Annotated in this window: 15 protein-coding genes; 14 read left to right on the top strand and 1 reads right to left on the bottom strand. The window is 33.1% G+C overall.

Features of this window, described 5'->3' with window-relative positions; translation table 11 throughout:
• Window positions 1-19: 19 nt before the first annotated feature.
• From QLS71_RS11555 to QLS71_RS11515, 9 genes are all read left to right on the top strand, one after another.
• Window positions 20-1,540, top strand: coding sequence for a transporter (locus QLS71_RS11555; protein ID WP_308993412.1), 1,521 nt, complete (start codon window positions 20-22; stop codon window positions 1,538-1,540).
• A gap of 261 nt (window positions 1,541-1,801) precedes the next feature.
• A complete protein-coding gene (folE, locus tag QLS71_RS11550) occupies window positions 1,802-2,479 on the top strand; it encodes a GTP cyclohydrolase I FolE (protein ID WP_308993411.1) in 678 nt (225 codons plus the stop codon).
• A 21-nt stretch (window positions 2,480-2,500) separates the two neighbouring features.
• A complete protein-coding gene (gene cysS, locus QLS71_RS11545; RefSeq protein WP_308993410.1) occupies window positions 2,501-3,982 on the top strand; it encodes a cysteine--tRNA ligase in 1,482 nt (493 codons plus the stop codon).
• A 59-nt stretch (window positions 3,983-4,041) separates the two neighbouring features.
• Complete coding sequence (yidD, locus tag QLS71_RS11540; protein ID WP_308993409.1) at window positions 4,042-4,263, top strand: membrane protein insertion efficiency factor YidD; 222 nt, start codon at window positions 4,042-4,044, stop codon at window positions 4,261-4,263.
• Window positions 4,264-4,548: 285 nt separating this feature from the next.
• Window positions 4,549-4,902 carry a serine hydrolase domain-containing protein gene (locus QLS71_RS11535; protein WP_308993517.1) on the top strand — a complete coding sequence of 118 codons (354 nt, stop codon included), beginning with the start codon at window positions 4,549-4,551 and terminating at the stop codon, window positions 4,900-4,902.
• A gap of 15 nt (window positions 4,903-4,917) precedes the next feature.
• Window positions 4,918-5,082, top strand: coding sequence for a hypothetical protein (locus tag QLS71_RS11530; protein ID WP_308993408.1), 165 nt, complete (start codon window positions 4,918-4,920; stop codon window positions 5,080-5,082).
• A gap of 175 nt (window positions 5,083-5,257) precedes the next feature.
• Entirely contained in the window at window positions 5,258-5,476 is a 219-nt protein-coding gene (locus tag QLS71_RS11525; protein WP_308993407.1) for a hypothetical protein, read from the top strand.
• 286 nt (window positions 5,477-5,762) lie between these two features.
• The gene (locus QLS71_RS11520; protein ID WP_308993406.1) at window positions 5,763-6,899 is read left to right on the top strand and encodes a WG repeat-containing protein; all 1,137 of its coding nucleotides are present in this window, start codon (window positions 5,763-5,765) and stop codon (window positions 6,897-6,899) included.
• A 301-nt stretch (window positions 6,900-7,200) separates the two neighbouring features.
• Entirely contained in the window at window positions 7,201-8,463 is a 1,263-nt protein-coding gene (locus QLS71_RS11515; protein WP_308993405.1) for a TlpA disulfide reductase family protein, read from the top strand.
• A gap of 33 nt (window positions 8,464-8,496) precedes the next feature.
• Here QLS71_RS11515 and QLS71_RS11510 read toward each other — a convergent pair whose 3' ends face one another.
• A complete protein-coding gene (locus QLS71_RS11510) occupies window positions 8,497-9,960 on the bottom strand; it encodes an aminoacyl-histidine dipeptidase (RefSeq protein WP_308993404.1) in 1,464 nt (487 codons plus the stop codon).
• Window positions 9,961-10,147: 187 nt separating this feature from the next.
• On the opposite strand from QLS71_RS11510, the gene QLS71_RS11505 reads away from it, so the two are divergent.
• The 5 genes from QLS71_RS11505 (at window position 10,148) to QLS71_RS11485 (ending at window position 16,683) form a co-directional block, all read left to right on the top strand.
• A complete protein-coding gene (locus QLS71_RS11505) occupies window positions 10,148-11,215 on the top strand; it encodes a DUF3810 domain-containing protein (protein ID WP_308993403.1) in 1,068 nt (355 codons plus the stop codon).
• A 28-nt stretch (window positions 11,216-11,243) separates the two neighbouring features.
• Window positions 11,244-12,041 (top strand): RNA methyltransferase, encoded by a 798-nt coding sequence (locus tag QLS71_RS11500; RefSeq protein ID WP_308993402.1) that lies wholly within the window; start codon window positions 11,244-11,246, stop codon window positions 12,039-12,041.
• A 113-nt stretch (window positions 12,042-12,154) separates the two neighbouring features.
• Complete coding sequence (locus tag QLS71_RS11495; RefSeq protein ID WP_308993516.1) at window positions 12,155-13,390, top strand: M48 family metallopeptidase; 1,236 nt, start codon at window positions 12,155-12,157, stop codon at window positions 13,388-13,390.
• A gap of 11 nt (window positions 13,391-13,401) precedes the next feature.
• A complete protein-coding gene (locus tag QLS71_RS11490; RefSeq protein ID WP_308993401.1) occupies window positions 13,402-14,532 on the top strand; it encodes an erythromycin esterase family protein in 1,131 nt (376 codons plus the stop codon).
• 270 nt (window positions 14,533-14,802) lie between these two features.
• The gene (locus tag QLS71_RS11485) at window positions 14,803-16,683 is read left to right on the top strand and encodes a DEAD/DEAH box helicase (protein ID WP_308993400.1); all 1,881 of its coding nucleotides are present in this window, start codon (window positions 14,803-14,805) and stop codon (window positions 16,681-16,683) included.
• The last annotated feature ends 28 nt before the right edge of the window (window positions 16,684-16,711 follow it).

The following is a 16,711-nucleotide window of genomic DNA, read 5'->3' as shown; positions in this document are numbered from 1 at the left end:
AAAAAATAAAAATTACACTATGAAAAAGTTAAACCTACTATTTATAGGCATACTATCGGTGTGCTCATTAAACGCTCAAGATATTAGTGATGCGTTACGATACTCACAAAGTGAAATTCAAGGAACAGCTCGTTTTAGAGCCTTAAGCGGTGCGTTTGGAGCCTTAGGTGGCGATATGAGTGCGGTTAGTATAAACCCAGCGAGTTCGGCTGTGTTCAGCCAGAGCCATGCCTCTTTTACTTTATCGAATGTTGATACCTCAAATGATACGCAATATTTTAATGGATTTACTTCAAGTAATAACTCCAATTTTGACATCAATCAAGGAGGTGCGGCCTTTGTTTTTGAAAATAGAAACAACTCGCCTTGGCGAAAATTCACAATAGGTGTTGCTTACGACAGAACTAATAATTATGAAGATAATTGGAATGCTAGGGGAACAAATACAAACAACCAATCTATAGATCTTTACTTTTTAAATTATGCAGATGGAAAGCGATTGGATCAAATCTCAGCTTTTGATGACGAATCCTTAGCTAATGCTTATACTGATATTGGAAATGTTCATGGTTTTGGGCATCAACAAGCTTTTTTAGGATTTGAATCTTATATTTTAGAACCAGATGCCGATGATGATGCTAACACCACTTACTTTTCAAATTTAGCTAATGGTAATTTTAACCATAATTATTCATACGCCTCAACAGGTTATAACGGGAAAATCTCATTTAACATGGCAGCTCAATACGAAGACAATTTATATATAGGCTTAAACCTAAACTCACATTTTATTGATTATCACCGTTCAACATTATTATTCGAAAACAACTCAAATGCCGGTTCTATTATAAATAGCATCGAATTTGAAAACAATTTATCTACAACTGGTAATGGTTTCTCTTTTCAATTAGGAGGTATTATAAAATTAAGCCCAGAGTTTAGATTAGGTGTTGCCTTCGATTCGCCAACTTGGTATACCATTGAAGAAGAAACATCACAATATTTAGCAACAGTTCACACCTATTTTGGACCAACTGAAACACAAGTCATTAACCCACAAACAGTGAACGTATACCCACGCTACAAACTCCAAACACCTTCAAAAATAACAGGAAGTTTGGCCTATATATTTGGCACGCAAGGCTTATTAAGTTTTGATTATTCTAGAAAAGATTATAGCAAAACAAAATTTAAACCAACGTCTGATACATTTTTCGCAGACCAAAATGCTATAATTAGCAATGTTCTAACCGATGCTTCTACTTATAGACTTGGTGGCGAATATAAAGTGAAGCAATTGAGCTTTAGAGGTGGTTATCGCTTTGAAGAAAGCCCATATAAAGATGGCGTTACAGTAGGCGATTTAACGGGCTATTCAGTAGGTTTAGGATACAACTTTGGGAATACCAAATTAGATGTCACTTTCGATCAAGCGAATCGCACCAACGAAACATCATTATACAATGTTGGCCTAACAGATGCTGCGGTAATTGACAGAACAAACTCAAACATAACGCTTTCATTAAGTTTTAATATTTAATTTCATTCATGAAATTTAAAAAAGCCTGAATTTAAAAAAGTTCAGGCTTTTTTGTTTTCAATGTAATTTTAATTATAAAATACAGACATACATGAGAGGAAATTAATTGTTTGTTAATACAAAACATAAGAAAAGTGTTTTGCTTATCTTTGCAGACCAAAATCGTGATTTAGTTGATAGATGAAACATTCATAACCTAAAGTAGACATTTACCTGTAAGGATCATATGGATGTGACAGATAAAACAATAGACAACAACACATGAAAATTGAAAATAACATAGAAGAATTCGAATTTTTAGGAGACGACCACATAGGAACATCGTCTGAAACACCATTAAGACAAGATGCTTTTAAACTTTCTAATGAAGAAAAAATAGAAATCATTAAAGATGATGTACGTCATATCATGGAAACCTTAGGATTAGATTTAACAGACGATAGTTTAAATGGTACACCAAACCGTGTTGCCAAAATGTTTGTTAAAGAAATTTTTGGAGGTTTAGATCCAAAAAGAAAACCAAGTGCTTCTACTTTCGATAACAAATACAAATACGGTGAAATGCTCGTTGAAAAAAACATCACGGTATACTCAACTTGCGAGCATCATTTGTTACCAATCGTTGGAAGAGCTCATATCGCCTATATATCAAATGGTTCGGTAGTTGGTTTATCTAAAATGAATCGTATTGTAGACTATTATTCAAAACGCCCTCAGGTACAAGAACGTTTAACTATTCAAGTGGTAAAAGAACTTCAAGATGTTTTAAATACTCAAGATGTCGCTTGTGTTATTGATGCCAAACATTTGTGTGTAAATTCTAGAGGTATTCGCGATATTGAAAGTAGCACCGTAACCTCCGAATTTGGCGGAAAATTCAAAGAAGAATCCACTCGAAGAGAGTTTTTAGATTATATAAAGTTAGACACCAAGTTTTAAACAGCTTAACATCAAACCATAATGCAACTTTTTCAGCAGCATCAAATAAAAATATACAATTCACTTACGGGCACTAAAGAAACTTTTACACCTATTAACGAAGGTTATGTAGGGATGTATGTTTGTGGACCAACCGTTTATAGTAATGTTCATTTAGGAAATGTAAGAACCTTTATGTCTTTCGACATGATTTTCCGTTACTTAAAACATTTGGGATATAAAGTACGCTATGTAAGAAACATTACTGATGCTGGCCATTTAGAAAATGATGCTGATGAAGGTGAAGATAAAATAACGAAAAAAGCCCGTTTAGAACAAATAGAACCTATGGAAGTAGTGCAACGCTACACCGTAGATTTTCATAATATATTAAACACGTTTAATTTTTTACCACCTAGCATTGAGCCAACCGCTACAGGACATATTATTGAACAAATTGAACTTATTAAAGATATCATTGCTAACGGGTATGGATATGAAATAAACGGTTCTGTTTATTTTGACGTTCATAAGTTTAACGAAACCAATGATTACGGCATATTAAGCAAGCGTAAACTGGAAGATTTAATTCATAACACCCGAGAATTAGACGGCCAAAGTGATAAAAAAAATCCACAAGATTTTGCGCTTTGGAAAAAAGCCGAGCCCCAACACATCATGCGTTGGCCTTCTCCTTGGGGTGACGGGTTTCCAGGTTGGCATTTAGAATGTACCGCTATGAGTACAAAATATCTTGGCGATCAATTTGATATTCACGGTGGTGGTATGGATTTGAAATTTCCGCATCACGAATGTGAAATAGCACAAAACGAAGCAGCCAAAGGAAAATCGCCTGTTAACTATTGGATGCATGCCAATATGTTGGAATTAAACGGGCAACGTATGTCTAAGTCTACAGGAAACACCGTAAACCCTGATGAATTACTGTCTGGAAATAACGAATTCTTCAGTAAAGCATTTGCACCAAGTGTGATTCGTTTTTTTATAACGCAAGCACATTACAGAAGTGTTCTTGATTTAACCAATGCTGGCTTACTGGCCAGTGAAAAAGGTTTTTACAGATTAATGGATGCTATCAATTTATTAAATGATTTAAAACCTTCTGAAACCTCATCTATAGACGTAAAAGCATGGAAGCAATCATGCTACAATGCTATGAATGATGATTTTAATACACCTATTTTAATCGCCAATTTATTTGAAGCCGTTAAATATATCAATCAAATAAAAGAAGGTATTGCAACATTAACCACCGAAGATTTATCACTTTTAAAAGATACCATAAACATTTTCACTTTTGATATTCTAGGTCTTGAAAACGTCACTAAAAAAGATGCAGGAACCGATAAATTATCGGGCGCTGTTGATATTTTAATTAGGTTAAGACAAGATGCTAGAGCTAATAAAGATTTTGCTTTATCAGATAAAATTCGCGATGAACTGGCTGAAGCTGGTATTCAACTAAAGGATGGAAAAGAAGGTACTACTTTTAGTTTGTCGTAAAGTCGTTTGCATTTGGTCGATTTCGACTTAACAACTAAACAACACACAAATAAACTTCAATGAAAAAACTACTCATTGCACCGTTTTTACTGCTGATAAAAGTGTACCAAACATTGATATCACCACTAACACCAGCAAGCTGTAGATATTCACCAACTTGTTCACAATACACCAAAGAAGCCTTACAAAAACATGGCTTGTTAAAAGGTGGATGGTTAGCCATAAAACGTATTTTTAGTTGCCATCCTTGGGGTGGTTCGGGTTATGACCCTGTACCATAACGAAAGTAACATCTCAATCTATTGATTTTCAGTAATCTTTATTTTGAGTCTGAAAAAAAATTCAGCTATATTCGTAATTATTGAATATTATTTGGCATGATTGTAGATGAAAAATAGTTTTCGAAAATCTATTTATACAAGTATGAACATAAACAGATTATTATTTTTCTTCTTTACCTTTTCGGCATTTTTATCAAATGCACCACACTTACATAATCCTCTACCTGATATTGATAGTTTTTAAAAAATGAATTTCCAGTAAACAAACCAGCTGCTGTTGGATTAATTTCTAGTGGCAAGCTTGTGATTTACAAAAAACCATTTGGCTTAGCTAATCTTGAAAGCAAACAACCTATTCAAACAAATATGATTTTTGAAATCGCTTCAATGACCAAGCAATTTACTGGAGCAGCTATTTTAAAACTTGCTGAAAATGGTAAGCTATCACTCAATGACACACTGCAAAAATACATCACCTTTTTTCCTCCTGATAGGTATCCAATTACTATTGAACATTTGATAACACATACATCAGGAATTCCTTATTTTAATGTCGATGATAAAGAATATTATTTACTGTTTAAAGAACACTTACCTGAAGAATTTACATGGTTTTTAAACAAACCTTTTGAAATTTAAGCCTAGGAACTGAATATGAGTATAGTAATCTCTGATTTAGGATATCAAAATCATTTCTTTAGAGACAGAGTTCCACAAGGCTATAGTTTGAGTGGAGGACATTATACACCTTCAAGCACCGTTTCATTCCCTACATCGTTTCTACAGTCGATGATTTATTTTTATGGAATAGAGCTTTAAAAGACAGCATTATTTTGTCGAATGAAAGTAAAAAGCAAATATTCTAACCGATGGGCGTTCGACTGAATACGTATTTGGTTTTTTTATTAAGAAACTTCAAGGAAATACAACCATTCAACATGGAGGGAATCAAATTGGATTTACCACTAGCGGTTTATGGTTAGTTAAAGAAGACGTGTATATTTGTATTTTAGCCAATACTGGATTTGTTCGAACAGAAGAAATTGCAAATTATTTAGCAAGTTTGCTTTTAGAAAAACCAATAGAAATTTCAAAAAAAGCAACTATTGAATCCTATAAATTAGAGGAATATACAGGAACTTATAAACTAGAAGGCAAAAAAGCAAAAACAATGGAAATAATAATACTAGCTGATCAATTGATTTTGACATAACCAAGTCAGCCAGGAACTGGAGTCGATCTTCTACCAATTGGAGATGGCCTATTTGAATCTAAAAAAGCCAATGCTACACTAAAGTTTATCAGAAATGAAAATGGTGGCGTTTTCGAAATCCAAATAGTACAAGGGTAAAAAGTATAATTGGACTAAAATAAATTAACAAAAAACACTGATTACACTATACTTAAAACCAAATGTCGTATAAATGTCGTGCATAAAGCAACGCTGATTTTTGGATTGCATCTTGATTGCTAATAATTTTACTTAAAATTCAATTTGAATGAAAACACTAGATTTCGGAAAACAACTTATTAAAATCAGAAAAGCTAGAGGTCTTACACAAACAGATGTTGCTGAAAAATGTAATATTACTACACGTACTATCCAGCGCATAGAATCTGGCGCTGTTAAACCACGAAGCTCTACTATTAAAATTATTTCTGAAACTCTAGGAGTTGATTTTTTTGAAACTGAGAATCAAAATTCAAAATTGAAAAGCCATACATTTTTATGGTATATAAAAGATCTCTTTAATTTTAAAACAAATGCAATGAAAAAAATTTCAATCTTATCTACTTCTATTTTAATATTAACGTTTATATGTATCAATATATTTAGTATTGATGCACAATCTAAGACACCTAAAAAGGAACAGGAAACAGTATTAAAAAGGCAAGACAAAAACCCTAAAAAAGAACAAAATACTAAATTAGAAATTCAGGACAAAAAAGTTGATTACACCAAGGATTTCGACGAATATAAAATCGAAGGTAATTATGTGTTTGTTACAAAAAACAATAAGCATGGTTTGGTGACTCTAGATGGTAAAATAATAGTTCCTTGCATATATGATAAATTTGTATTTGAAGGACGCTTTATAATCCCCTTTAAAAATCATAAACGTGGTTTGATAAATCTAGACGGAAAAGTAATTGTTCCTTGTGAATATGATAGGTTTGAAATTGAAGGAGGTTTTATTGTTACTTTAAATGGAAATAAACAAGGATTAATGAATTTAGATGGAGAAACAATCATTCCATGCATTTATGACAGATTTGAAGTTGAACAAAGTTTTGTATTTACTTTGAAAAACAACAAACGTGGATTGATGAATCTTGATGGAGAAACAATCATTCCTTGCGAATATCATGGATTTGAAATCGAAGGAAGTTTTGTCTTTGTTTCTAAATACAATAAGTATGGATTAATGAATCTGGACGGAAAAACAATCATTCCATGCGAATACGACAAATTTAAAGTTGACAATAATTTTGTTTTTGTTTCAAAATATAACAAGCATGGATTGATGAATCTGGATGGAAAAGTTATTATTCCATGCGAGTATGATACTATGAAAATTGAAGGGGCTTTTGCTATTGTCACAAAAAATGGAAAAACAAAAAACATACAAATTTAAAATAGCTACTCTTATTTTACCTTATACTTCATACACAAGATTATTATCATCAATTACAAAAAATACTCATGACCTTTACTAAAAATTGTTTATTACTTGCTATCTTTTTTATTAGCCTCTCCAGCACTAAAACGAATACATACAACGAAAAAAACAAGTTGTAGTTACAGGACGAATACATCAATTTAATGGTAAGAATACCACGGTAAACTTTATTTATTCACAACCAGGGGTAAAAGAATCGATTGTATTACTAAATATTGATAGCACAGGAAACTTTAAATATAAATTTAAAAGTTATATGCCCTTAGATGCCACTATTTCAAATGGGAATATGGGTGTCAGAGTTCATTTTATTTACCACCCAGGAGATAGTATCCATTTAGAATTTGAAGCACAAGAAAAACAATTATCTTTCTTAAAAGCCGTGAAATTTAGTGGAGATGGTGCTAAAACTAATAACCAAATCGTCGAATTTCAAATATTACGCGAAGAAAACAATCTAGGCTATGAAGCAATCAACGAAAGTGAATCTATTAAAAAAAGATTAGAAGATTTTTTAGTTGAAATTAGTTTATTAAAAGAACGACAACTCAATACTTATAAAACATTTGTAGAAAAACAGCATCCAACGAACGAAGCTAAAAATTGGACCGCATTATTTGCTTTAGAGACTTATTACTATTTTTTAGATAAATATAGTTGGAATAACGAAAACCTTCCAAATGATTATTTTGATTATACCAAAGAGATTCTGCCGTTAACACTTAACAAACTAATTTGCTGGAAAGTAATGGAAAATAGAATAATGCAGTATAATAAAAGTATACTATTTCCAAAGTTCAGAGAGCAATATCCAGAAATAGATTTAATAAGTTCAATTACAGATAAAATAGCAACAACCGATGCTTTATTCATAAAATTAGTTAGTAATCATTCATCAAATAACCTATTAAATCAACTAGTCTATAGTGGTTTGTACAAAGAATTGATAAGCAACAATATGCTAGATAGCTATCAAAGAAATAAAGTTGTTCTAGAGACCAAAATAAGTGAACCCTTTATAAAAAAATCACTTCAAGAAACTTTCGAAAAGGCTACTAATAATTTAAAAAGCCCAAAAGAAAAAACAACTGCTTTATTACAAAAAATGAAAGGCAGTCCTATTGAAGAAACCTTTAGTAAGATTCTAGAAGATAATAAAGGAAAGGTCATTTATTTGGATATATGGGGAACTACATGTCCGCCCTGTATTAAAGAAATGCCTGCTTCAAAATTATTAATATCAAAATTCAAACAACAAGATATTGCATTTGTATATATGTGCATCTATGGAAATGAAAATAGATGGAAAGAACTTTTATCAGAATTCAAACTTGATGGAGGTCAACAATATCGAGTAGATGATATGCAAAGACAATCTTTACAAGATCTCATGGAATTTAATGCCATTCCATATTATATCCTAATCGACAAAAATGGACATATTGTAGACAGAGGACTTCATCTTAGCCCGAGTATGAAGTATACAGAAGATAAAATAAATGAACTAACAAATGAATGACTAGAAACTCACAAAAACATTAAACAAACCACTCTACCTATTCACAGGAATCTGCTTCAAAACCTCCAATACAAACTTCCAATATTTTTGAGCAGATGAAATTTGAGCACGCTCATCAGGAGAATGTGCTCCTTTTATAGTAGGTCCAAAACTTATCATATCCATCTCTGGGTAATTTTGCCCAAGAATACCACACTCTAAACCAGCATGACACGCTGCAATATGTGCTTCTTCACCATTCATATCTTTATATATTTTAGATAGCACTTTTAAAATAGGCGACTTCATATTAGGTGTCCAACCAGGATAATCACCCGAAAACTCAACTTCGCAGCCTGTTAATTCAAAAGTAGAACGCAAGGTATTTGCTAAATCTATTTTAGAGCTTTCAACCGACGAACGTGTTAAACACCCTACGTGAATATGCCCTTCTTTAACCACTACTCTAGCGATATTATTTGAGGTCTCCACTAACTCTGGAATATCGGCACTCATTCTATACACACCGTTTTGAGCCGCATATAAAGCTCTTGTAAAACCTTCTTGTACTCCTAAGTCCATAATAGTCTTAGGAATTTCACAACTAGAAACCTCTATTTTTAAATCGGGTTCCATGGTTTTAAACTCAGTTTTTATAGTTTCGGCCAATTCATTTATTTCAGTTAAAAAGGTTGCTTCATGCACAGCATCTATAGCAACTATCGCTGTACTTTCTCTAGGAATGGCGTTACGCAAACTACCACCCTCAATTTCTGAAATTCGAAGTCCGAAGTTTTCAAAACCATCAAACAATAAACGATTCATTATTTTATTGGAATTTCCTAAACCTTCATGAATCTGCATTCCTGAATGGCCACCTTGTAATCCTTTAACTGCTATTTTAAATCCGATTTTAAATTCGGGTGTTTCTTCTTCTTCATAGGTTCTGGTGGCTGTAACATCCATACCACCTGCGCAACCAACTCCAATCTCATCGTCTTCTTCGGTATCTAAATTCAACAAAATGCCTCCAGAAAGCAATCCTCCTTTTAAACCCATAGCACCCGTCATCCCCGTTTCTTCGTCAATAGTAAATAACGCTTCAATAGCAGGGTGTGGTAGGTCTTTGCTTTCTAAAACAGCCATAATAGTAGCTACCCCCAAACCGTTATCTGCACCCAAAGTAGTTCCTTTGGCTTTAACCCAATCACCATCAACGTACATCTCAATACCCTGTGAATCAAAATCGAATTCAGTATCGTTGTTTTTTTGATGCACCATATCTAAATGCGATTGCATAACAACAGTGGTTCTATTTTCCATGCCTGCAGTGGCTGGTTTTTTAATAATAACATTCCCAACTTCGTCCACCATAGTTTCTAAACCTAAGCTTTCACCAAAATTTTTAATAAAAGCAATAACGCGTTCCTCTTTTTTTGAAGGTCGAGGCACGGCGTTTAAATCGGCGAATTTATTCCAAAGTTGTGTGGGTTGAAGCTGTCTTATTTCTGAATTCATGATGCTTTTTTTTAAGTTTGGTAAAGGTAACAAAAAACACTATAAACAGAGCCAAACCTTAGCTGTTACTCCTGATGGAAGCGGCATCCTTTTTTGAGGCACGAAAAAAAGATATAGCGGACAGCAGGAACAAACCTTATTATATAAACACCCGCCATTGGGTACAAATTTTTATTACTTTTGAAACATGCTGAAAAACATAAAACTTGGTATTGCACTTTCAATAATTCCGCAATACCTCTTAATAAAATGGCTGTCTGGTTATCCCGAGTTTATTGAAACTTATTACAGCAATGGTTTTTACCCCATTATTTCTAAAATTTTTAGATATACTTTGGGTTGGATACCATTTTCATTTGGTGATTTAGTGTATGCTTTGGCTATTATATACATCATTAGATGGTTTTATGTTAACCGAAAACGCATTATTAAAGATACCAAGCACTGGGTTATTGATGTGGTTTCTGCGGTATCTATAATCTATTTTGCATTTCATTTATTTTGGGCATTGAATTATTACCGCCTACCACTACACAAAAACTTGAATTTAAAAGCTAATTATACCACGGAACAGCTAATTAGCGTGACCAAAAATCTGATTCAAAAATCAAACAGTATTTATTTTGAAATAGCAGGAAATGACACTTTAAAAATTGATATTCCGCATAGTAAAAGCACCGTTTTGAAATTAGCACCTTTGGGGTATGAACGTTTAAAAAACACGTTCCCTCATTTAGAATACCACCCAAAAAGTGTAAAAAAATCGTTATTTAGTTACCCGTTAACTTATATGGGATTTAGTGGCTATTTAAACCCTTTAACAAATGAAGCGCAAATTGATGCGATGATTCCTATCTATTTATTTCCTACAACCACATCGCACGAAATGGCGCATCAATTAGGATATGCTGCCGAAAATGAAGCTAATTTTATTGGATGTTTAGCCGCCATCAATCACGATGATATTTACTTTAAATATTCAGGTTACACCTTTGCGCTCCGTTTTTGTTTAAATGAAATATTTAAACGTGATGAAGCCTTATTTGAGGAACTTTGTAGCATCACAAACAAAGGCATTTTATATAATTACAAAGAAGCTCGCGATTTTTGGGACGCTTATGACAACCCTTTAGAACCTCTTTTAAAGATAACATACAGTTCTTACCTAAAAGCTAACAAACAAGCAAAAGGCATGGAGAGCTACAGCTATGTGGTGGCGCTTTTGGTTAATTATTTTGAAAAGAACAGTATTTAAACTTATTAAAATTACTTTTGCTTTTAGAATGAATAAAGTTATATCAAGCATACAAAACCCATTAATTCGACAATTGGTTCAATTAAAAGACAAATCGCGCGAACGAAAAAAAAGCGGTTTATTTTTAATTGAAGGTGAACGCGAAATTACCTTGGCATTAAAAGGCGGTTATGAGTTGGAACACGTATTGTTTAACCCTGAAATAATTTCTGAGGAACAAATCAACAACCTAACAACAAAACAACTAAACCTCATAGAAGTTTCTACCGATGTGTACCAAAAATTAGCTTATCGTGATACCACAGAAGGTGTTTTAGCTGTTGCCAAAACTAAAAATCACGCTATTAAGGATTTAAAATTTAGCAGAAAAAATCCATTGATTTTAGTTGCTGAAGCACTAGAAAAACCTGGAAACATTGGAGCCATTTTAAGAACTGCCGATGCTGCCTATGTAGATGCCGTTATTATTGCCAACCCAAAAACCGACTTATACAACCCAAACATTATTCGATCTAGTGTGGGCTGTGTATTTACCAATCAAATAGCCACTGGAACAACCACTGAAATTATTGCGTTTTTAAAATCTGAAAACATTTCTATTTACTGTGCTGCTTTACAAGCATCGGTGAATTATCATACACAAGATTACACCAAACCTACAGCAATTGTTGTTGGTACCGAAGCAACAGGTTTAAGTAATGATTGGTTAGATAATGCGACTCAAAATATTATTATTCCCATGCAAGGCGATATCGATTCTATGAATGTATCGGTTGCTGCAGGAATTCTTATTTTTGAGGCGAAGAGACAACGAGATTTTAAATAAACGTCATTGCGAGGCATTTTTTTCGCCGAAGCAATCTCATAAAAAATATTACAACCAATAAAATACAGATTGCCACGACTTTTTAAAGTCTCGCAATGACAAAAAACATTAACATGACATCAACAACCTTATTCTACATCATCATAGCCATCATCATTATCAATTTTATAGTTGATAAAATTTTGGATGCTTTAAACGCTAAACATTACAACGATACACTTCCTGAAGAATTGCAAGATGTTTATGATGAAACCGAATATAAAAAATCTCAAAACTACAAGGCTACCAATTATAAATTTGGCATCTTAACCTCCACATTTTCACTTATTTTAACCTTAGGCTTCTTGTTCTTTGATGGATTTGAATTTATTGACAACATTGCCAGAAGCTACAGTAACAACCCCATTATTATAGCTTTAATTTTCTTCGGAATTATTATGATTGGTAGCGATATACTAACTACACCGTTCTCCTATTACAGCACCTTTGTAATTGAGGAAAAATTCGGATTTAATAAAACAACCGTTAAAACCTTCATTCTTGATAAGATAAAAGGTTGGCTGATGATGGCCGTTGTTGGTGGTGGTATTTTAGCTTTAATAATTTGGTTTTATCAATCTACTGGACATTATTTTTGGCTATATGCTTGGGGATTAGTTGCTGTTTTTTCTTTGTTTATGAATATGTTTTACTCCAAACTTATTGTACCTTTATTTAACAAACAAACACCTCTGGAAACAGGAAGTTTACGAGATAAAATATCAGAATACGCACAAACAGTCGGTTTTAAGCTTGATAAAATTTTTGTAATTGATGGCTCGAAACGTAGTACCAAAGCAAACGCTTATTTCTCTGGTTTTGGTAGTGAAAAACGCGTGACACTTTACGACACCTTGATTAACGATTTAGACGATGAAGAAATTGTTGCCGTTTTAGCACACGAAGTTGGGCATTACAAAAAGAAGCATATCATTTTCAACTTGTTTGCTTCTATTTTATTAACAGGTTTAACGCTTTATATTTTGTCGTTGTTTATTTCAAATCCGCTATTGTCAAATGCTTTGGGCGTTGAAATTCCAAGTTTTCATATTGGGTTGATAGCTTTTGGACTGCTCTACTCCCCTATTTCGGAAATTACAGGTTTAATTATGAATCTGTTTTCCAGAAAATTTGAATACCAAGCCGATGATTATGCCAAAAACACCTATAAAGGTGAACCACTAATTACCTCATTAAAGAAACTTTCAAAAAATAGCTTGAGTAATTTAACGCCGCATCCTGCATATGTGTTTATGCATTACTCGCATCCTACGCTTTTGGAACGGATTGGGAATTTGAGGAAGTCGTAATTACTATTAATATGAAAATATTTATAATTTTACTAACACTTCAACTGAATACAATTTTTGCTCAAGTTGATAAAAACATTTATGAGTTAGACTCAATAGGCAATCTACTTACCTCAGAGGTTAAAGAAATTATAGATAAAAATCTTTATAATAAAAAGGTCGTTTTTTTAGGAGAATCAGAACATCATATTGGTTCAGAATTTTTAATCAAAACCGAATTCATCAAATACTTAGTACTAGATAAAGGCTATAGAGATATTGCTTTTGAAAGTGATTTTTTTGCATTGTTTTATGAACATAGTAAAGAAAATATTTTAGGCATATGGTCCAATTCAGTTCAATGTCAAGAACTGTTCAATTTTTTAATCGAGAAAAATGTAACCATTTGGGGGTTTGATAATCAAATGTTTTCTCCATACGCTTATTATAATTTTTCAAAAAAACTAGAAGCTTTTTTATCTGAAACTAATATTGAATACAATGACGAACTCATTCAACTTTCGGATATTGTAGTTAAAAGTAGATTTGATCTTCCAAAAAAAATCAGTGAAATAAAATTAAATTACTTAATAGAACATATTGACAAAATATTAAAAGACATAAAAACACAGTCCAATCCAATTTGGTATCAAATTTTGAAAAGTTTTAGGAGCTCTATTGATATGTTTACATCTGCAAATGACACTCAAGGAATTGCTATTAGAGATTCTCAAATGGCACAAAATCTCGACTTCTTAGTTAAAGCAATGCCAAACAAAAAATTCATTGTTTGGTTAGCTAATGCCCATATGGCAAAATATGAATACGATTTTATGAAAGGACAAACAATGGGAGGTCAATTTGTAAATATGAATCCTGAAATATCATATCACATAGCTATTTCTACAATATATATGCCTTATAGAAGAAACAAATGGATTAAAAAAATCAGTAAAGACAATGAAAATTTACTTCACTTTTTACCTTCAACAAAAAATAATTACTTTATTGATTCGAAACAATTAATTACAGAAAACCCTGATTTTGCGGATAGAGAATACGAAGGTATGTTTAGACTAAAAAAAGATAAAACAAATTGGTTCAAACATTTTGATGCTTTAGTTTTTATTTCTCAAGGAGAAAAAGTAAAGTTTTTAGAATAAATATGGTTCACAATTAAATAAATTTATTGCGTTAACGATTGAACGGTCTGTTTGAGCTCCCCGACACAGGAGGGAGCGAGTAGTGAAAGCGTGTTAAAACGCCCAAAACCAAACAATTAATACAATATTAGTTAATTACAAATAATTGATTACCTTTGCCGCTTGAAATAATTCCTCAGAGTGAGGATGTGTTACTAGAAGTTTAGGTTTAAGTATGTCGATTCGCTTCTTATGTAACACCACATAAAACAATCGAATACTTATACAAGAATGAACACATTCCAAGATTTAGGTCTTAATGAAGACCTGTTACACGCTATTACCGATTTAGGTTTTGAAACCCCAAGTGATGTACAAATTAAAGCAATCCCAATTTTATTAGAATCTGAAACCGATTTAGTGGCTTTAGCCCAAACAGGAACAGGAAAAACGGCAGCATTTGGTTTTCCTATGCTTCAAAAAATTGATATTGATAGCAGAACCACACAAGGTCTTATTTTATCACCAACACGTGAACTTTGCTTGCAAATTACCAATGAAATGAAACAATACGGTAAGTATTGTAAAGGACTTAATGTTGTGGCAATTTATGGTGGTTCTAGTATAACAGACCAAGCTAGAGATGTAAAAAAAGGTGCGCAAATTATTGTGGCTACACCTGGACGTATGAAAGATATGATTAGCAGACGTTTGGTTGATATTTCTAAAATTCAATATGCTGTTTTAGACGAGGCTGATGAGATGCTAAACATGGGTTTTAAGGAAGATATCACTGATATTCTTTCGCATTCTCCTGAAGGAAAAAACACCTGGTTATTTTCTGCAACCATGCCTAGAGAAGTTGCTATGATTGCTAAAAAATTCATGAAAAATCCACAAGAAATTACTGTGGGTAATAAAAATGAAAGTACCAGTCAAGTAACTCATGAATATTATTTAGTAAATTCAAGAGACCGTTATGATGCTTTAAAACGTTTGGCAGATGCGAATCCTGATATTTTTTCGGTGGTTTTCTGTAGAACAAAAAACGATACTCAAAAAGTTGCTGAACGATTAATTGAAGATGGTTATAGTGCAGGTGCATTACACGGCGATTTAAGCCAAAACCAACGTGACTTAGTAATGAAATCGTTTAGAAATAAGCAAATTCAAATGCTTGTAGCGACTGATGTGGCTGCTCGTGGTATTGATGTAGATGATATTACTCACGTAATAAACTACCAACTTCCTGATGAAATTGAAACGTATACGCACCGTTCTGGTCGTACAGGTCGTGCCGGAAAAACAGGAGTTTCCATGGTAATCGTTTCTAAAAGTGAAGTACGTAAAATAAAAAGTATTGAACGCATTATTAATAAAGCTTTTGAGAAAAAAGACATTCCAAATGGCATGGCAATATGCGAAGTGCAACTTATGTCGCTTGCTAATAAAATTCACCATACAGAAGTTAACCACGAAATAGACAAATATCTAACCAGTATTAACGAATTGTTTGAAGAAACATCAAAAGAAGAATTAATTAAAAAATTCTTTTCGGTTGAATTTTCACGTTTCTTCAACTATTACCAAAAATCTAAAAACCTAAATGTTTCAGAGGGTGATATCCGAGATAGAGATAGTGGACGTGATGGCGGTCGCGATTTTGGAGGAAGTTCAGATTCCACCCGTTACTTTATCAACGTTGGTAGTAAAGATGGTTTCGATTGGATGCAGTTAAAAGATTTCTTAAAAGAAGTTTTAGAACTTGGTAGAGACGATGTGTTTAAAGTGGAAGTAAAAGAGAGCTTCTCTTTCTTTAATACTGAAAATGAATTAAAAGATAAAATATTAGCTTTCTTTACAGATTATAAACACAACGGACGTTTTGTAAATGTTGAAGTTTCTGAAAACCGCGGTGGTGGTGGAAGACGCAACGACAGACGTAGTGGCGGAAGACGTGATGATAGAAAAGGTAGTGAAAGACGCTCTAGTTCTAGAGGGGATTCTGGAAACAGAGGTGAAAGACGTGGTGGCGATGAATCAAGACCAAGACGTTCTGGTGGCGATTTTAAATCGGCCGGTTCAGCACCAAACAGATCGGCAAGACGTTCAGGGAGCGACTCTAAACCAAGTGATTCTGGAGTTTCAAGACCGAGACGCTCTAGACGTTAATTAAACGTTTTTGTTAATTTTAAGTCAA

This window comes from Mariniflexile litorale, from assembly GCF_031128465.2.
GTDB classification, from domain to species: Bacteria; Bacteroidota; Bacteroidia; order Flavobacteriales; family Flavobacteriaceae; genus Mariniflexile; species Mariniflexile litorale.
This window is presented reverse-complemented; position numbering and strand designations above follow the sequence as displayed.